Origin of the sequence: Ottowia thiooxydans (genome assembly GCF_040548795.1) — a bacterium.
GTDB classification, from domain to species: Bacteria; Pseudomonadota; Gammaproteobacteria; order Burkholderiales; family Burkholderiaceae_C; genus Ottowia; species Ottowia thiooxydans_A.
Window position 1 is genome coordinate 44829 of the sequence record NZ_JBEPSH010000014.1, and the last position, 19391, is coordinate 64219.

Here is a 19391-nt window from a genome sequence, read left to right on the forward strand (position 1 = left end):
GCGGCCTCCCGCCTTTCCCAGTCGCCTATCCAGTTTTCGATCTCGACCAGCCTCGGCGCCTCAACAACGCCACGGCCCTCACTCACGCCCCCGCCCTCACCCCAACCCTCAATGCCATGCTCAAAACCAATACTCCTTGGCATGCTTAACTTAATTTGATAGACCACATTGACACGGTTGCTCTCCCGCCTGCGGGAGAGGGAGCAAAGTCGGACGGCCGCGGAGCAGGCCATGCGGAGTGGCCGCGGAGCTGGCTTTGCCAAGCCGCTGGCTGCGTCCCTTGGGGGGATGGCGCGCTAGCGCCTCAGGGGAGAACCTCTTTCTCCAGGCCGCTGGCTGCGTCCCACCTTGGGTGATGGCGCGCCAGCGACTCAAGGGTGCTACTTCTTCTGCGGTGGCAGGTCTTATGCTGAAATTGAAGTATGTGGCTTTGAATATTTTTTGAGGTATTTGCTATGGAAGAAATTTCGTCTCCAAAGAAGCTCGCTCTGGCAGCCCTATTTTGTTCGGTACTCCTGGGCTGTGGTGGCGGTGGTGACGACCGTTCTTCTGCTCCACCTCCGCCCGCTCCCCCTCCGGTTACCCCGCCACCGCCACCTGCCCCTGCCGGCATCCCTAAGGTGATTAATGGCATAGCGACGTTGCTCGCGGGGTCCCTCTCAGACGATCCCAATATTGCGTGTGGACGAATTGACTCGAATACACCTGAAGACAGCCGCTTTGGTCTCAGGACGAACGCAATGGCCGTGAAGGCAGACGGTTCTGTCTATTTAACTGACCAACCATGTGCTTCCGTCTCTGAACTGGAAAACGTGGATGCTGTCAGAAAGATCAACCCCAATGGAGCAGTCTCGACCTTTGCCCGAGGCGACATCATTTCCGAAACAATGCCTCTAAAAAGCTTTGTTACAGCAAATGGTTTGGCATTCGATCAGGCGGGTAATCTGTATGTTAGCGATCCGCGTCAATTCGAGGTTCAAATTGACAGAGAAAGCTGCGAGATTTCTAGCTCTGTTCCCGCGATCCAACCTTTTGGCAGTCGCGCAGGAATTTGGAAAATAACGCCAGGCGGCAACGTATCTGTTTTCGCAGGAGTTCTGAACGAATCGAGAAGCACTTATTCAGGTAAAGGAGTGGATGTGGCATTTCTCGCTCCGGGAAATATACAGATCGATTCAACCGGGCTTATGCATGTCTATGACCGCCACGCTGCGCCCTACAGGACCATTGATTCCGCAGGAAACGTTTTGGAGGCTCCACCTCCATTTAATACACACGGTGGCAACTTCATAGCGAGTCCCCAAGGCGATGTCTATACGCCTACCTATTGCACAGGTACTAACACGCCTATAGATCTAGTAAACGTTCGGTCTGGCGCCATCATTGCCAAAGACATTCCGGCGTCTTTGAGGATCGCCGTGGATGCACGGGGTAACGTCTACTCTGCCTCTTTAGGAAATCCGCGACTTGGAACTAACGCAGTGGTTTACAAAAAATCGCCAACCTCTGAACGCTTTGAGCCGGTTGTCACGGAAGTTCGCGACCTTCACGCTATTGCAGTGGGCCCCAGCAATGAGTTGTTTATTAAGTCGGGCTATGCAGTGATCAAGGTGGTTTTCAACTGAAGTCTGAGTCAACAACTGAAGCGGATCGGGCTGGCCGATTCCTCTACTAATTTGGCCATACCGGGTTGTCGGTGCTGATCTTCAATCCCCTAGTCTTGCACGGCCCTAAAACTCCAAGCCGTGCAAGCCAGGGCGTGTTCAATCAGCGCTCTGCTCTCCCGGCTCGTCAGCTACAAATGGCTAATCCGCAAAGTCGGAGTCGGAGTCGAGCTATTCCCCTCTCAGCTTTCTATCGCGATGGTTACGATCAGAAAAGTGATCCGGTTCTGTTTCGCCAAGAAGGATGAGACGCTGGAGGCGGCTATGGGGCGACTGGCCAAGTTGTAGTAAGTGGTGTTTGCGAGGAGCTTGGCGAAGCTCATTCGCGATAGAACTCCGCAGTTCTATTTCAGAGCTCTCCCGTAGAAGCATCCGCGCCTTAAAGATCACCCAGCACACGCCTCACACCCCCGCCCTCACCGGTCGGCCGGCCCCGCCCAACCCTCTCCCCTGGCCGGGCGCCCGCCCGCAGGAGAGGGAGCAAAGTCAGACGGCCACGGAGCAGGCCATGCGGAGTGGCCGCGGAGCTGGCTTTGCCAGGCCGCTGGCTGCGTCCCTTGGGGGATGGCGCGCTAGCGCCTCAGGGGGAACCTCTTTCTCCAGGCCGCTGGCTGCGTCCCCCCTTGGGGGGAAGGCGCGCCAGCGACTCAGGGGGATCACCTTTTTTGCGGTGGCAGGTCCGTACAACTGCCGTGCGCAACTTCCGCAGCCATCCCAATGCTCTCACCCAAGGTGGGATGCGGGTGGATGGTCTTGCCGATATCGACGGCGTCAGCGCCCATCTCGATGGCCAGCGCGATTTCGCCGATCATGTCGCCGGCATGCGTGCCCACCATGCCACCACCAAGTATCTTGCCGTGACCATGCGCCTCAGGACTGTCGTCGAACAGGAGCTTGGTGACGCCTTCGTCGCGGCCATTGGCAATGGCCCTGCCCGAAGCGTTCCAGGGGAACAGGCCCTTTTTGACCTTGATGCCTTGAGCCTTGGCTTGATCTTCAGTCAAGCCTACCCAGGCCACTTCCGGATCGGTATAAGCCACGCTCGGAATCACACGCGCATTGAAAGCACTGCGTGCCAGCGCTTCATCGCCTTTGAGCTCACCGGCGATCACTTCAGCTGCCACGTGCGCCTCGTGCACCGCCTTGTGCGCAAGCATGGGTTGGCCCACGATATCGCCAATGGCGAAGATGTTGGCCACATTGGTGCGCATCTGGATATCGACATTGATGAAACCACGGTCCGTGACAGACACGCCTGCTTTATCAGCACCGATTTTCTTGCCATTGGGACTGCGGCCCACGGCTTGCAAAACCAAATCGTAGGTCTGGGGCGCCGGAGCACCCTCCCCTTCAAATGACACTTCAATGCCTGCATCGGTGGCCTTGGCCGCCACCGTTTTGGTCTTCAGCATGATGTTGTCAAAGCGGGGGGCATTCATCTTCTGCCAAATCTTGACCAGATCCCGGTCAGCACCTTGCATGAGGCCGTCGAGCATTTCCACCACATCGAGACGGGCACCCAGCGTACTGTAGACCGTGCCCATTTCCAGGCCTATGATGCCGCCGCCCAAGATGAGCATGCGCTTGGGGACTTCCTTCAGTGCCAGCGCACCCGTGGAATCCACCACACGCGGGTCATCAGGCATGAAGGGCAGGCGCACGGCTTGGGAGCCGGCTGCAATGATGGCGCGCTTGAACTGCACCACCTGCTTCTTGCCCGTTTTTTCCTGAGCCGTGCCGCTGGTTTCCTCGACTTCAATATGGTTGGCCCCCACGAAAGAGCCGTAACCGCGCACCACCGTGACCTTGCGCATCTTGGCCATGGCACCCAGGCCACCAGTCAGCTTGCCGATGACCTTTTCCTTATGGGCGCGCAGCTTGTCGATGTCCAGCTTGGGAGCACCGCCATAATCGATCCCGAGAGCGGCCAGGTGGCTCACCTCATCCATGACCGCTGCAACGTGCAACAGAGCTTTGGAGGGAATGCACCCCACATTCAGGCACACGCCGCCCAGGCTGGCATAGCGCTCAATGAGCACCACCTTGAGGCCCAGATCCGCCGCCCGGAAGGCCGCGCTGTATCCGCCAGGGCCGCCACCAAGCACCACGACGTCGCACTCCAGGTCGCTTGCGCCACCATAGCTGGCAGCAGCAGGCGCTGGGGCACTGACGGCAGGAGGGGCGGCAGGTGGCTGGTTCCCAGCGCCACTATTGGGTGACGAGGAAGGAGAAGAAGAAGCCACAGCAGGCGCTGCAGCCTTGCTCTCATTGCTCGCATCTGGAGCCGCTGCAGAGGCTGCTTCCAGGACCAGAACCACTGACCCCTCAGAGACTTTGTCGCCCAGCTTGACGGACAAGGACTTCACCACGCCTTCGTGGCTGGATGGAATTTCCATCGAAGCCTTGTCGCTTTCGACAGTGATCAAGCTTTGCTCCTGCTTGACCGTATCACCGGGTTTGACCAGCAACTCGATGACGGAGACATCCTTGACGTCGCCGATGTCAGGTACCTTGACTTGAATTTCGCTCATGGCCTGGTTTCCTTACAACAGCACGCGACGGAAGTCGCCAAGGATCTGGCCCAGATAGGCATTAAAGCGCGCAGCCGCGGCGCCGTCGATCACGCGGTGATCCCAGGTGAGAGACAAAGGCAGCATGAGGCGTGGCTGGAACTGCTTGCCATCCCACACAGGCTCTGTGGTGGAGCGGCACACGCCCAGAATGGCAACTTCAGGCGCATTGATGATGGGCGTGAAGTAACGTCCGCCAATGCCGCCCAGGCTGCTGATGGTGAACGTGGCGCCACTCATGTCGGCGGGGCCCAGTTTGCCATCGCGGGCCTTCTTGGCCAGCTCGCCCATTTCCTGGCTGATTTGCAGAACACCTTTTTGGTCGGCATTCTTGATCACGGGCACCACCAAGCCATTGGGGGTATCGGCGGCAAAGCCGATGTGCCAGAAGTTCTTGTAGATCAGGGCGTCGCCATCCAGAGAGCTGTTGAACTCTGGAAACTTCTTCAGTGCCGAGACACAGGCCTTGATCAGGAAAGCGAGCATGGTGACCTTGACGCCGCTCTTCTCGTTTTCCTTGTTGGTGGACACGCGGAAGGCTTCGAGATCCGTGATGTCTGCGTCGTCATGGTTGGTGACGGCGGGAATCATGACCGCATTGCGAAGCAGATTGGCGCCGCTGATCTTCTTGATGCGCGACATCTCCTTGCGCTCAATGGGACCAAACTTGGCGAAATCGACTTTAGGCCATGGGATGAGGCCCAGCTCGCCCCCACCGGTGCCTCCGCCCGCTGCGGGCGCAGCGGCGCCTTGTGCTTTGGTACGCGTGCTACCGGCCATGACGGCTTTGGTAAAGCCTTGGATGTCTTCCTGCGTGATGCGGCCTTTGATACCGCTGCCCTTGACTTCTTCCAGTGGCACGCCGAGTTCTCGAGCGAACTTGCGCACGCTGGGGCTGGCGTAAGGCAGGCCTATCGGTGGTTTGGTGGGGTCGTGCGGGGCTGCGCTGGCCTCGCCCTTGGCAGGCTGGCCCTCACCCCTACCCTCTCCCGCCACGGAAGAGGGAGCAGGAGTCTGCGCTGCTGCTGCGGGTGCCTGCGCCGATGGCGCGGGAGCGGCAGATGAAGCGGACGCTGCAGCACCTTCGAGAATCAGGAGCAGATCGCCAATGTTGACTTTGTCGCCCAGCTTGACCTTGACCTCTTTGACCACACCAGCCGTGCTGGAGGGGATCTCCATGGAAGCCTTGTCGGACTCCACCGTGATCAGGCTTTGCTCGACCTTCACGGTGTCACCAGGCTTGACCAGAACCTCAATCACAGCGACATCCTTGAAGTCACCGATGTCGGGCACATGGACTTCCACCGGGCCACTGGGGCTTGTCGCAGGAGCGCTAGGCTCTGAGGCAGCCGGGGCCGGGGCTTGTGTCTGCGCAGCAGGCGCGGGGCTTGGCGCCTGGGCAGCAGGTGCGGGCGCAGGCGCAGGTGCCTCGCTTTCGCCGCTGCCTTCTGCCTCAAGGACCAGCACGACGGAGCCTTCCGAGACTTTGTCGCCCAACTTGACCTTCAGTTCTTTCACCACACCAGCGGTACTGGATGGGATCTCCATCGAAGCTTTGTCGCTTTCGACGGTAATCAGCGATTGCTCAGCCTTGACCGTATCGCCCGGTTTGACCAGCAACTCAATGACGGCCACTTCGCTGATGTCACCAATATCAGGGACTTTGACTTCCACTAATGCCATGTTCGCCCCCTAATTACGCGTACAGCGGGTTGATCTTGTCGGCCTGGATGCCGTACTGCTTGATGGCAGCCACCACGTTGTCCATCGGCACCTTGCCTTCATCGGCCAGCGCGCGCAGCGCTGAAACGGTGATGTAGTGGCGATTGACCTCGAAGTGCTCGCGCAGACGGTAGCGGAAATCGCTGCGGCCAAAGCCGTCAGTGCCCAGGACTTTGTAGGTACGGCCCTTGGGAATGAACGGACGGATCTGCTCGGTATAGTTCTTCATGTAGTCGGTCGAAGCGATGACCGGGCCCGCATGAGGTTCCAGCTGCTGGGTGACGAATGAGCTGCGTTGCTCTTCGGTCGGGTGCAACAGGTTCCAGCGCTCAACGTCCTGGCCATCGCGGGCGAGTTCGTTGAAGCTTGGGCAGCTCCAGACGTCGGCAGCAACGCCCCAGTCCTTTTGCAGCAGCTCTTGTGCAGCAATGCTTTCGCGCAGGATGGAGCCAGAGCCCAGCAACTGAACGCGAGGCGCATTGGCAGCGACGGCGGCCTGCGCGGGCTTGCACATGTACATGCCCTTGATGATCTGATCCTCGGTGCCTTCGGCCAGGCCCGGCATGGCGTAGTTTTCGTTCAGCAGCGTCAGGTAATAAAAGACGTTGTCCTGCTTCTCGACCATTCGCTTCAAGCCGTGGTGGATGATGACGGCCACTTCGTGCGCGAAGGTGGGGTCATAAGTCACGCAGTTAGGAATGGTGCTGGCCAGGATATGGCTGTGACCGTCTTCGTGCTGCAGGCCTTCACCATTCAGCGTGGTGCGTCCGCTGGTGCCGCCCAGCAGGAAGCCGCGAGCCTGCATGTCGCCGGCTGCCCACGCCAGATCGCCCACACGCTGGAAACCGAACATGGAGTAGTACACATAGAACGGCATCATGATGCGGTTGCTTGTGCTGTAGCTCGTGGCAGCTGCAATCCAGCTGGCAATGCCGCCAGGCTCGTTGATGCCCTCTTGCAGGATCTGTCCGTCCGTGGCTTCCTTGTAGTACATCACCTGGGCCTTGTCGACCGGCGTGTAGTTCTGACCCTTGGGGTTGTAGATGCCAATCTGGCGGAACAGGCCTTCCATGCCGAAAGTGCGCGCCTCATCCACCAGGATGGGCACTACGCGAGGACCAAAGGCCTTGTCGCGCAGCAGTTGCGTCAGAAAGCGAACGAATGCCTGAGTCGTGCTGATTTCGCGGCCTTCTGCCGTGGGTTCGAGCACGGCCTTGAAGGTATCCAGCGAAGGAATGGTGAAGCTCTCATCGGAGCGTTCCCGGCGGTGAGGCAAATAACCCCCAAGCGCTTTGCGGCGCTCGTGCAGGTACTTCATTTCCGGCGTATCGTCCGCCGGCTTGTAGTAGGGCAGCTTGTCCAGTTCGCTGTCCGGCACCGGAATGTTGAAACGGTCGCGGATGTAGCGAATATCTTCGTCCGAGAGCTTCTTGGTCTGGTGCACGGTATTGAGGCCTTCACCGGCCTTGCCCATGCCGTAGCCCTTGACCGTTTTGACCAGCAGAACAGTAGGCTGGCCCTTATGAGTATGAGCCGCATGGAAGGCTGCATAGACCTTTTCAGGGTCATGTCCACCACGGCGCAGATCAAAGATTTCCTCGTCGGACATGTGCTCCACGAGCTTGGCAGTCTCGGGGTACTTGCCGAAGAAATGCTTGCGCACGAAAGCACCGTCGTTGGCTTTCATGGCTTGGTAGTCGCCATCCACCGTTTCCATCATCAACTGACGCAGCTTGCCGGATTTGTCCCGCGCCAGGAGTTCGTCCCAGCCCTTGCCCCAGATCAGCTTGATGACGTTCCAGCCAGTGCCGCGGAAATCGCCTTCAAGTTCCTGAATGATCTTGCCGTTGCCACGCACGGGGCCGTCCAGGCGCTGCAGGTTGCAGTTGATGACGAAGATCAGGTTGTCCAGGTTTTCGCGCGCTGCGAGACTGATGGCACCCGTGCTCTCGGGCTCATCCATCTCACCGTCACCCAGGAACACCCAGACTTTGCGGTTGGATGTATCTGCAATGCCACGGGCGTGCAGATATTTCAGGAAGCGGGCCTGGTAGATGGCCATCAGCGGGCCAAGGCCCATGCTGACCGTAGGAAATTGCCAGAAACCGGGCATGAGCTTGGGATGAGGGTAGCTCGATAGGCCCTTGCCACCCACTTCCTGACGGAAATTCTCAAGCTGATCTTCCGTGATTCGGCCCTCCAGGAACGCGCGGGCATAGATGCCTGGTGCGCTGTGCCCCTGGATATAGAGGCAATCACCACCATGGCCTTCATTCTCTGCATGCCAGAAATGGTTGAAGCCGGCGCCCCACATGCTGGCCAGAGAGGCAAACGAGCCAATGTGACCACCCAGGTCCCCACCGTCTTCGGGATGGAGACGGTTGGCACGCACCACCATCGCCATGGCGTTCCAGCGCATGAACGCGCGCAGGCGCTTTTCGAGCGCGATATTGCCGGGGCAACGCGCCTCATGCATGGGCTCAATGGTGTTCACGTAACCGGTGGTGGCCGAGAACGGCAGGTCAATGCTGTTCTGGCGAGCAGTTTCAAGCAGCTGCTCGATCAGAAAGTGAGCGCGCTCTGGGCCTTGAGATTCAATGACAGCCGACAGCGCGTCCGTCCATTCACGGGTTTCCTGTGTGTCGGCGTCGGTAGGCGAAGCATTACCGGATGAATTGGGTTCTGCGGACATCTCGTCGTCTCCTCGTTATGGCTTAACGCCCATTGTGTACGAAGTTTCGATCCTCCCACAAACACATTCATTTTTCAAGTCATGACCATTGATTTCATATTAAGAAATATAAATTACTAATCCTGCCCAAGAAACCGATAACACATGACTGGCAACCACTGATGCCAGGCTTGTGACCTACACTCCGGGGGCCATGCAGTCCCCATCCTCATCCGTCGCCAGCGAAAACAGTTCTTCGGCCTCGCCAGCATGGTGGAGCCTCATGTCATCGCAAGGCCGTGAACGGCTGATTCACTTCGCACCACTGGCAGCCGTCGTGCTGTTCCTCGCGGTCATCGCCACTGCGTTTTGGTACCTGCGCCTGGAAGAGATGCACCGCGAGCAGGAAGCGGTCAAGCGAGACGTGGAATACGGTCAGCAGCGCCTGCGCTTGCGCCTTCTGGAGCGGCAGGAGCAACTCATGCGGCTTGCGCGCGATGTTTCCAACCGCGAATTGAGCGCCCCCCACTTCCTTATCCGGGCGGAGTCGCTGGTCGCTCAAAATCCAGAATTGCTTTCGGTGAGCTGGATTGATGACCGCCGCAGGGTCATAGCCACCCAAGCCTCTGTCAGCGTATCGGCGCAGCGCGACTGGATGGACGGTGATGTACTCAAAGCAGGTGAAGCCGAGGCAGGCTATGGACTTGCGCGCGACCTGCTCCAGCCGGTGTATTCACAGCCCATCACCCCCAAGGACAGCGAAGCCATATTGCAATTGCATGTACCGCTCACCTTGCGCGGAAAATTCTCGGGCGAGTTGCTGGCTGAGTACAGCGTCGATGGCTTGCTTCGATATGGCGTGCCTTCAGAGGTGTTGGCCAAATATGCGGTCGCCTTGCTCGACGATAAAGCGGCGCTCCTGGCGGGCCAGAGCATTCCTGATCGGCCAGGGCTGTCCGAAAGCCTCCCCTGGACGGGCAAGGTCAATGAGTACGAAATTCCCGTGTCCCCCGTGGGCAATGGACTGGTGCTGCGGGCTCAGGCCTGGCGTACCTCACAGGGCGTCGTCGGGGGCACGCTGTTCTGGCTGGTGGCAGTCCTGGCGTCCATGACCACCTGGATGTTGATCGCCAATTGGCGCCAGTCGCAGCGGCGCCAACAGGCTCAAATGGCGCTGCAGTCCGAGACGAGCTTTCGCCGCGCCATGGAAAACTCCATGTTGACAGGCATGCGCGCGCTCGATTTGCAGGGGCGCATCATCTACGTCAATCCTGCCTTCTGCCAGATGACAGGCTGGAGCGAGGACGAACTTATAGGCCAGTCCCAGCCTTTCTCATACTGGCCCTACGAAGACCGGGACACGCTGGCCGCACGTCTGGAAGAGGAATTGGAAGGCGCGTCTGACACAGCGGGCTTTCAGATGCGCGTATTGCGCAAGGACGGCACGAAGTTCGATGCCCGCCTCTACGTCTCTCCCCTGGTAGATGCGACCGGTAAGCACGGTGGCTGGATGGCGTCCATGACGGACATCACCGAACCCAACAGAGTCCGGCGCCAGCTCTCTGCCTCCTACGAGCGCTTTACCACCGTACTGGAGGCGCTGGATGCATCCGTGTCCGTGGCGCCCCTTGGCAGCGAGGAATTGCTGTTTGCCAACAAGCTCTATAGGCAGTGGTTCGGCACGACAACGGAAGGGCATCTCAAACTGGTGGTGCGTGGCGGCAGTGCCGAGACGCCTGTCTCCGACGAAAGCATGGATGCGGTGGATTCCTTTGCCGGGTTCCCGCTTCACAACCTGACAAGCTCCGCCGTCGCCGAGCATGCAGAAATCTACATGGAGCGGCTAGGCAAGTGGCTGGAGGTTCGTTCACGCTACCTCAATTGGGTGGACGGCCGTTTGGCCCAGATGGTCATTGCCACGGACATTACAGTGCGCCGCCAGGCAGAGGAACAGGCGGCCGCACAGGCCGAACGCGCCCAATCGGCCAGTCGCCTGATCACCATGGGCGAAATGGCCTCCAGTGTGGCCCACGAGCTGAACCAACCTCTGACTGCCATCAGCAACTATTGCACCGGGATGATCTCGCGCATTCGCGGCGGCGGCATTGCGGAGCAGGACCTGTTGAATGCACTGGACAAGACCGCACGGCAGGCCCAGCGCGCAGGGCAAGTGGTGCAGCACATCCGAAGCTTCGTCAAACGCAGCGAGCCCCGGCGCCAGCTGGCAGAAGTGCCGCCCATGATCGACCAGGTCATTGAGTTGGCTGAGATAGAGATGCGCCGCCGCCAGGTCAGGCTGACTCGGCAGATTGCGCCTCGCCTGCCCCCGCTCAATGTGGATCCGATTCTGATCGAACAAGTCCTTCTGAACCTGATCAAGAACGGCGCTGAATCTGTCGACGCCGCGCACCGCGCTCCAGTCAACAGGCTGGTGGAACTGCGCGTGGTGCCTTGCGTGGTCGATGGGCAACAAGCCGTACAGTTCAGCGTCACTGACTCGGGGCGAGGCCTGTCGGCTGAGGCTCTTGCACGGCTATACGAAGCATTTTTCTCCACCAAAAGTGAAGGCCTGGGCATAGGCCTTAACCTCTGCCGGTCTATCGTGGAGTCGCATCAAGGCAGGATCAGTGCCGAGAACCTCTACAATTCTGGTCAACCCGTGGGCTGCCGGTTCACCTTCTGGATTCCGGTCAGTTCGATTCAAGGCACGCCTGAAGCAGGCACTAACAACAAGACTATTGCATGAACCTTATTCCGAAGCGAGGAACGGTATACGTTGTCGATGACGATGAGGCCGTACGAGATTCCGTGCAATGGCTGCTGGAAGGTCAGGATTTTCGAGTGCGCTGCTTTGAATCGGCAGAAGCATTTCTTTCACGCTATGACCCGCGTGAAATTGCCTGCCTGATCGTGGACATTCGCATGGGAGGCATGAGCGGCCTGGAGTTGCAAGACCGCCTCATGGAAAGGCAGTCCCCCCTGCCCGTGGCATTCATCACCGGGCACGGCGACGTGCCCATGGCGGTGGACACCATGAAAAAAGGTGCCATGGATTTCATCCAGAAGCCCTTCAAGGAAGACAAGCTGGTGCCGCTGGTTGAGCGCATGCTGGAACAAGCCCGCGCGGCTTTTGCCGAGCACCAGCAAGCGGCCAGCCGGGATGCCTTGCTTTCCAAGCTCACCGGACGCGAAGCCCAGGTGCTCGAGCGTATCGTCGCAGGCCGCCTGAACAAGCAGATCGCGGATGATCTTGGCATCAGCATCAAGACCGTGGAAGCGCATCGCGCCAACATCATGGAGAAGTTGGGCGCCAATACTGTCGCGGACTTGCTCAAGATTGCCCTGGCGGGGAAGTCTTGAGCCCCCCCTGAGTCGCCTTCGGCGCCTTCCCCCCCGGGGGGGACGCCACTGGCGGCCTGGCGGAGCCAGCTCCGCGGTGGCCCGTGCATGGCCTGCTCCGCGGCCATTTGGCCTTGCGGCACAATTCACATACCCACTGGTCAATTGCGTTCCTACTTAACCAAGTGAACAAAGGGCGCTGAATGCGGCTTGGATGGGGACGGGATAGGGTGGATAGTGGGAAGAATTTTTTACGCCCGGGTCATGGACTTTCGGGCGTTTTCAATTGGCATTTGGAGAGACGAACCATGACTGCACAGATCATCGATGGCAACGCGGTTGCCAAGCAATTGCGTACCGAGGTGGCGCAACGCGTTACGGCTTTGAAGGGCAAGGGCATTACGCCGGGGCTGGCGGTGATTCTGGTTGGGGAAGATCCGGCCAGCAAGGTTTATGTGGGCAAGAAGGTGCAAGCTTGTGAAGAAGCAGGCCTGCACTCGGTGCTGGAGAGGTATGAGACCGATCTGACCGAAGCCGCGCTGCTGGCTCGGGTAGAAGCGCTCAATCAGGATCCTTCCATCCACGGCATTCTGGTGCAACTGCCGCTGCCTGCGCACATTGATGCGCACAAGGTCATTGAGTCCATTTCGCCCGCCAAGGACGTGGACGGTTTTCATGTGGCCAGTGCAGGTGCCCTGATGACGGGGACGCCAGGCTTTTGGTCGTGCACACCTTATGGATGCATCAAGCTGCTGGAGAGCACCGGCATCGATTTGCGCGGAAAACATGCGGTGGTGATTGGGCGCAGCAACAACGTGGGCAAACCCATGGCGTTGATGCTCCTGCAAAAAAACGCCACGGTCACCATCTGCCATAGCGCCACGCAAAACCTGAAGGCCCACACACTGCAAGCCGATGTGATCGTGGCCGCAGTGGGTCGGCGAGACACCCTCACGGCCGACATGGTCAAACCCGGTGCGGTGGTGATCGATGTGGGCATGAACCGCAATGACCAGGGCAAACTCTGCGGCGACGTGGACTTTGCCAACGTGAAAGAGGTGGCCGGCTGGATCACCCCGGTGCCGGGTGGTGTGGGCCCCATGACCGTCACCATGCTGCTGGTCAATACCCTGGAAGCGGCCGAGCGCGTAGCCGCCCATTAGGGCGCGTTAACACTAAATTCGCTGCGCTTCGTCTGCGCCGCCTCGCGCGGCGCTATCTCAGTCACGCATGTTCGCGAACTTCACCAATCCAAGGTATTTGTTGGTGTCTTCGCGCATGATGCGCGTGAGATCTTCCTGGCCGGTCGCCGGAATGGAGCCGCCCTCCTCCAGGCGGCGCTGGTAAGCTGGCTCCGCCAGGCCCGCCTTGAGCGCCGCGCTCAGCTTTTGTGCAATTTCGGGTGGCAAACCTTTGGGCGCTGCCAAAGCAAACCAACCGGTCAACTCATAGCCTTTCAACTGCGCGTTTTCACCCAAGGCAGGGACCTGCGGCAGCGTGGGAAAGCGCTTGGCTGAAGTCAAACCCAATGCTGTTATTCGGTTGGACTTGATGAAGGGCGCGGCGGCAGTTGGAGAGATGATGGCGAAATCCAGCGAGCCGCCCACCAGGTCGGTGGTCAGAGCCGCAGTTCCGCGGTAAGGGATATGGGTCATGAAGACCCCCGCACGCTGCTTGATGAGTTCGCCCGCAAAATGCAAGGTGGAGCCGACACCCGAACTACCGTAGCTGTACTTGCCCGGATTGCGTTTGACCAAGGCGATGAATTCATCGACATTCTTGACGGGGACCTTGGGCCCAGCCACTAGCATCACGGGTGCCGTCGCCACCAGACCCAAGGGCGTCAGGTCCACAAGCGCGTTGTACTTTTGCGCCGGGTTTACCAGGCCAGTGGCCGCCATTTCGTTGCTTGAACCTACCAGCAGTGTGTAGCCATCTGCAGGGCTGCTCACCACTCGTTGGGCAGCCAGCACGCCTGCCGCGCCGGGCGCGTTGTCGACCACTACCGCGCCGCCCAGCTTGGCCGTCAGGATGTCAGCCACCACGCGTGCGGCCATATCCACCGAGCCACCAGGCGCGTAGCCCACCACCAGCTTGACTGGTTTGGACGGATACGTTGCCTGGGCCCATGCGGGGACCGCGAACGCTACGGCCGCTGTGCCGCACGCAGCCAGCACCAGACGGCGAGAAAAGGAAGAAAGTCGGCGAGTGGTCATGGTGTGGGTTTGAGGTGAGAGTTGGAAAAAAGCGCCAGGAACGACGAGAGCGCCAGAAACGGCCAACGCTGGAAGTCAGCCTGCTCAGGCAGGAGATACGAGGAATCGCCGCGCCAGTTGCACCCAGTAGCTGGCGGCTACAGGCAAGATGGCGTCATTGAAGTCATAGCCGGGGTTGTGGACCATGCAGCCACCCGTGGCGTGATGATCGCCCTCGCCATTGCCCACAATCAGATAGCTGCCTGGACAATGCTCCAGCATGAAGGAAAAGTCTTCGCTCCCCGTCAGCGGCTGCAAAGGCGGGAGCAAGCCTTCTTCACCCAGCCAATCCAGGGCCACCTGGCGAGCAAACTCGGTGGAAGCCACATCGTTGACGAGAGCGGGATAGCGCCAGTGGTAGTCCACTTCAGCGGTCACGCCTAACGTGGTGGCCTGCGATTGCACCAAGGCTGTGATGCGCTCACGTAACATGGCCCGAATTTCTGGCCGGTAAGCGCGGACAGTCAAGCGCATCAGCACGCTACCAGGTATGACATTGGGCGCATCACCGCCGTGAATCGCCCCGACCGACACCACAGCCATGTCGCGTGGATCCACGTTGCGCGACACAATGGTCTGCAACGCCACAATGATGTGCGCCGCCGCAACAACGGGATCAGCCGCCAGGTGTGGAGAAGAACCATGCCCGCCACGGCCATGTACCGTGACGGTGACGGAATCAGAAGAGGCCATGAACGGGCCTTCCTTGAAGCCAAACTTACCCACGGGAAAGCCAGGCATGTTGTGCAACGCAAAGATGGCATCGCACGGAAACTGATCGAACAGACCGTCTTCCACCATCCGGCGCCCGCCACCCAGGCCCTCTTCTGCGGGTTGGAAGATCAGGTGCAAGGTGCCATCGAACGCGCGCTCCTGTGCGATGCAGCGCGCCGCTGCCAGCAGGATGGCGGTATGGCCATCGTGGCCGCAAGCGTGCATTTTGCCCGGCACCTGGCTGGCATAAGGCAGGCCTGTGGTTTCCTGGATAGGCAGCGCGTCCATATCGGCGCGAATACCCAGCCGGCGTGGTCCATGACCCAGTTTCAGGGTACCGACCACACCAGTGCCGCCCAGGCCACGATGCACCTCATAACCCCAAGCCTTCAGGCGCTCGGCGACCAGATTGCTGGTGTCGAATTCCTCGAACGCCAATTCAGGGTGAGAGTGGATCTGGTGGCGCAGAGCCACCATCTCGGAGGCCGTGCTGGCCACTTCGGGTAACACCTTGTCCACTGCTGCGGCTTGATCGATTGTGAATGTCATATGACACGCAGTCTAGAAACAGCCCGCATGATTCGATAGACAGGCTATACCTTTCAAAGAATGGCGTTACCTTTCACCGAGGGATAATGAAGCGCATGAAAGTTCATCAGCTTCGGTACTTGACCGTTGTGGCTTCGGAGGGCAGCATCCGGGCGGCCGCGCGAACGCTGGGGGTCACCCAAGCCACGGTGACCCAAGGGCTGCGAGAGCTGGAGGCTCATGCGCAGATTGCCTTGCTGACCCGGCACGGAGGTGGCGCCAGCCTCACGCCGGCCGGGCTCGATCTGGTGTCGCACGCACAACGCGTCTTGGCGCAATTGCGTCAGGCCGATGAGACCCTGGCACGCCACCGCGACTCAGCGACTCCGCAGCGGCTTTCTATAGGTATTACGCCCTGGGTGGCCCAAACTCTGATTCCGCTCACAGTCCCCTTGTTTCGCCAGGCGCTGCCGCACGTTCAGTTGGAGATGTTCGACGGTCTTTCCGCGCTGGCCTACCCGCGCCTGCGAGAAGGCAGCCTGGACTTGATGGTTGGGCGTATCGCACCGGATTCCGCTATGCGCGGGCTGCAGGCGCTGCCCTTGTTCAGCTATGAGATGACAGTGGCAGCCAGTAGAACCCACCCTCGCGTAGCAGCGCAGTCGATCGCCGAACTGCTGGAAGATGACTGGATCCTTAACTTTACGCCCAGCGAGCAGCCTACCCTGATGCACAACCTGTTCCGGCAACATGGCCTGGAGCAGCCGTTGCACCGTATCCACCTGGCGCATTCGGCTTCCTTGATGCTCACGCTGGTCAAGCGCACGAACATGCTCACATTCTGCCCCTGGCCATTGGTGGAAACCGACGAGCTTCGACATAGCCTCGCGGCCCTTCAACTCAAAGAGAGTTTCAATACCAACGTGGTCGGGCTCGTGCGCCGAGCCCATGAAGCTCCAAGCCATGCAGCAAGCTTGTTTATCGAGTTTTTCCTTCGCCAAGTCAGCGCTTGGGAAAGCTCACAGGACGCTCAATTACGACGGGTATTGCACACAGTGGACTTGCTGAATAGCTCTGCCTGGACGTCTTATTAGGCTTCGAGCTCCGGAAGGAAACCCAGATAAGAGCCAAGCGCATTCATGGCGTGTTTAATTCTTTGAAGAGGCTCAGATGCGTTAGTCAACTCATACAGGGATTGAACGGATTCATAAACATCAAATACAAAATTTCTCCTCGGTTGAAGTTGAAGGAGCATTTGGATCACAGCGGCGTTATTTTCATGATAGGCGCTGCTCGCAGCTTCCTTCAGGGCAGACTCTATTTGCGTCGGCTTAATGCCCCGCATCCAATCTTCATTCGCAAGAATGAGTTCTACCATTTCCAGATCACCATATGCAGCCGAGGCAATCAATGCCTCTCCAATCCTCCAGTGGTTCGTTTCGAGTCCGATAAGTATTCTGACCAGCTCCCCGTACCCGGCGGAAGCTGCGGTCACCAAGTGCTGATCAAGGTCAACGACAGTTCCCGATTCGACCAGTATTTTTACGATCTCAAAATGATTTGAATATACAAAATGGTCGAATTTTGGCTTAATGCAATCCAAACTGACACCATTTTCATGCAGAAAATGAACAACCCTCCCATGGCCGTTTGTAGCGGCCGCTACCATTGCAGACTCACGCTCTTGTAGAGAAACATCTGGACTGAACAGTATCGAAAGCATTTCGACATGCCCACCGCCCGCGATGACCGCAAAATATGGCAATGCTTCGTCGATGCTCGCGCCATTAGCGCTGAGAATATTCACAAGCTCCCAGTGCCCTTCCCTTGCAGCTGATACAAGAGCAGACTGTAATTTTTCATCACTCGCGTCTGCAATAAGAAAATTCACCATCTCCGTGTGACCACGACCCGCTGCCTCGACAAACTCCGATAGAGCAACACTCCGCTTACACCCTTTTTGAAGAAAGTAGTCCAGCACTTCCACATGCCCAGTTCCCACAGAATACCGAAGGTATTTACTCAGCTCGTTAGGGTAGGATCCACGATCAAACAAGTTCGTCAGCACATCGAGCCGCCCGTGATCAGCGGCAACGCGGAAGCAGAGTTCAAATAGGTCGTAATTGATGGACTTAGCAGATTGAAGCAGTAAATTCAATGCATCCCAGTGAAGGTTCATGCTCGCTGCAGAAATAGCCTGCTCAAGTACGAGTTGAGGGATAGATGCTATTCGGCGGGAATATTCCAGGAGCACGCCCAATATGTCAACATATCCTTTGCCAGCGGCATTTAGTGCAGCGGCCCTCAATAAATTCGGGGACAACCGCAGTTCCTTACTAAAACTCAGGAGCATCCGGAAAGCATCTACTCTATCAAAACTGACGGCGAAAGTAAGAGCTGTGAACCCCTGTGGCGACTCTTGACTGAATCCAGTCACAGGTCTGCCTGAATTCAAATCAGTCAGCACAAGCTCCCTCAAAACAAATTCCAACAAGTCGGACTTTTCATGTTGGATTGCACCTTTAACACAATTCCATACAAAATAATCACGACTTTGATCATCAACCAACTCGGCTAAATGCTTGACAACTTCGATCTGTCCATTTTGAGCCGCATAGTAAGCGCAACTTTCCTTCTGGCAATTTACGCCATTAATATCCGCACCCCTATCTAACAAATGGTTTATCAGATCAATATTTCCGATCTTACAAGCCACCATAATAGGGGCTTCATAAATTCCATTTACCCACACCACACATTCTGGCTTCTCTACCGCCATTATTTTCGCTGCAGCAACCAGATTAAGATCCAGCGCAAGTATCAGCGGATTAATTCGCAACCGCACATCCAGCGGGTCTTCGCCTGTACTCGAATACTTATAAGCTATCGACTCCGGAAAGGGCCGCTTCAGAATATTTTTCTCAATATCATCGTATAACTTGAACCCGAACCTCGAGAGAGTCAGCAAGCCCTCCCATTTATCTGTCTGGATACACTGTTTGATCAGGCGTCTGTCGACAAGGCCGGGCATTGAATTCACATCTGATTCATCTTTGGACACCACTGCTTGAGCCACCAACTCGACCAGTTGCGCGTCATTGGAGTTAAGGGCAATGTCCAGCAAGGACACTCCACGGGGGCCTCGTACATGAGGGTCTGCACCCGCCTCCAAAAGCATTTTTACTACGTTGGTATGCCGCCCCTCGACAGCCAGCATCAGTGCGGTCCGACCCTCCATATTCTTGTTGTTCAGCAAGCTTGAGAGCGTGTGCGAGGACTTTTCATGGGCCAGTAATTTTTCCAGCACTGACGCATGCCCCAGGCGACATGACCAGGTCACCGCTGTATCACCAAAGCTGTCTGCCATATCCCGGTTTGCGCCTTTTTCCAGCAGCAGGCCCAGGGCTGGAAGGTTGTTCCTTTCCGCCGCACAAACCAAAGCAGTCTTCCCCTTGGAATCTTGCGCATCTACGCTTAATCTGTTTTTTTCAGAATTCAATAGCATTTCGGTAATATCTGCATTGTTATACATTACCGAGAAAATCAATGGCGTCAGACCTTCTTTATTTTTCGAATTGACATCAACGCCAGAATTCTCAAGCAGCCTGAACAAATTCCACTTATCATTCCGCTCCAGAACAAAATGCAAATTGACGTCCTCTTGAACATCGTCAAAACCAGGAATTTCTTCTGACACATCAAAAATTGGCACTTGTTTGTATTGCATGAAATCACGCGCCAATGCAAACGGAAACTCGAAATCTGTCTTACCAGGGAGCTGCATAAAAATTGTTTTCTCTAGGGATCGATAAAAATAGAGGAAAGAACCGGATGTCAGAATCTGAAAAACTCACGCGCAGTCAAAGGCTGCACCCGCCAAGGTGCGCACACATTCACTCGTACAAGAGCTCTGTGGTTGGCGCAGGAT

The 19391-nt window shown here is 57.7% G+C and carries 11 protein-coding genes; 5 read left to right on the top strand and 6 right to left on the bottom strand.

What is annotated here, in order from left to right; genetic code table 11:
* Positions 1–740 precede the first annotated feature (740 nt).
* Entirely contained in the window at positions 741–1625 is an 885-nt protein-coding gene (locus ABIE13_RS25655; RefSeq protein WP_354448828.1) for a hypothetical protein, read from the top strand.
* Between the two features lie 695 nt (positions 1626–2320).
* On the opposite strand, the gene lpdA is transcribed toward ABIE13_RS25655, so the two are convergent.
* Genes lpdA through aceE form a run of 3 tightly spaced genes read right to left on the bottom strand, consistent with a single transcriptional unit; the run spans position 2321 to position 8648 of the window.
* On the bottom strand, positions 2321–4195 hold the full coding sequence (lpdA, locus tag ABIE13_RS25665) for a dihydrolipoyl dehydrogenase (RefSeq protein ID WP_354448830.1): 1875 nt from the start codon (positions 4193–4195) through the stop codon (positions 2321–2323).
* Between the two features lie 12 nt (positions 4196–4207).
* Positions 4208–5917: a dihydrolipoyllysine-residue acetyltransferase gene (gene aceF / locus ABIE13_RS25670; RefSeq protein ID WP_354448832.1), complete on the bottom strand. Its 1710-nt coding sequence runs from the start codon at positions 5915–5917 to the stop codon at positions 4208–4210.
* 13 nt (positions 5918–5930) lie between these two features.
* Entirely contained in the window at positions 5931–8648 is a 2718-nt protein-coding gene (gene aceE / locus ABIE13_RS25675; protein WP_354448834.1) for a pyruvate dehydrogenase (acetyl-transferring), homodimeric type, read from the bottom strand.
* 193 nt (positions 8649–8841) lie between these two features.
* Between aceE and ABIE13_RS25680 the strand changes: the two genes are divergently transcribed.
* The 3 genes from ABIE13_RS25680 (at position 8842) to folD (ending at position 13129) form a co-directional block, all read left to right on the top strand.
* Positions 8842–11373, top strand: a complete 2532-nt coding sequence (locus ABIE13_RS25680; protein ID WP_436278486.1) for a PAS domain-containing sensor histidine kinase — start codon at positions 8842–8844, stop codon at positions 11371–11373.
* The gene (locus tag ABIE13_RS25685) at positions 11370–11987 is read left to right on the top strand and encodes a response regulator transcription factor (RefSeq protein WP_354448838.1); all 618 of its coding nucleotides are present in this window, start codon (positions 11370–11372) and stop codon (positions 11985–11987) included. Before ABIE13_RS25680 ends, ABIE13_RS25685 begins: the two co-directional genes overlap by 4 nt.
* A gap of 287 nt (positions 11988–12274) precedes the next feature.
* Positions 12275–13129: a bifunctional methylenetetrahydrofolate dehydrogenase/methenyltetrahydrofolate cyclohydrolase FolD gene (folD, locus tag ABIE13_RS25690; RefSeq protein WP_354448839.1), complete on the top strand. Its 855-nt coding sequence runs from the start codon at positions 12275–12277 to the stop codon at positions 13127–13129.
* Positions 13130–13186: 57 nt separating this feature from the next.
* Here folD and ABIE13_RS25695 read toward each other — a convergent pair whose 3' ends face one another.
* Both ABIE13_RS25695 and ABIE13_RS25700 read right to left on the bottom strand, forming a co-directional pair.
* Positions 13187–14182, bottom strand: a complete 996-nt coding sequence (locus ABIE13_RS25695) for a Bug family tripartite tricarboxylate transporter substrate binding protein (RefSeq protein ID WP_354448841.1) — start codon at positions 14180–14182, stop codon at positions 13187–13189.
* An 84-nt stretch (positions 14183–14266) separates the two neighbouring features.
* Positions 14267–15412 (bottom strand): M20 aminoacylase family protein, encoded by a 1146-nt coding sequence (locus ABIE13_RS25700; RefSeq protein ID WP_354448923.1) that lies wholly within the window; start codon positions 15410–15412, stop codon positions 14267–14269.
* A gap of 167 nt (positions 15413–15579) precedes the next feature.
* On the opposite strand from ABIE13_RS25700, the gene ABIE13_RS25705 reads away from it, so the two are divergent.
* The gene (locus ABIE13_RS25705) at positions 15580–16557 is read left to right on the top strand and encodes a LysR family transcriptional regulator (RefSeq protein WP_354448843.1); all 978 of its coding nucleotides are present in this window, start codon (positions 15580–15582) and stop codon (positions 16555–16557) included.
* Here the strand turns inward: ABIE13_RS25705 and ABIE13_RS25710 are convergent.
* Positions 16554–19247, bottom strand: coding sequence for an ankyrin repeat domain-containing protein (locus ABIE13_RS25710; RefSeq protein WP_354448845.1), 2694 nt, complete (start codon positions 19245–19247; stop codon positions 16554–16556). The genes ABIE13_RS25705 and ABIE13_RS25710 overlap by 4 nt on opposite strands.
* Between the last annotated feature and the right edge of the window lie 144 nt (positions 19248–19391).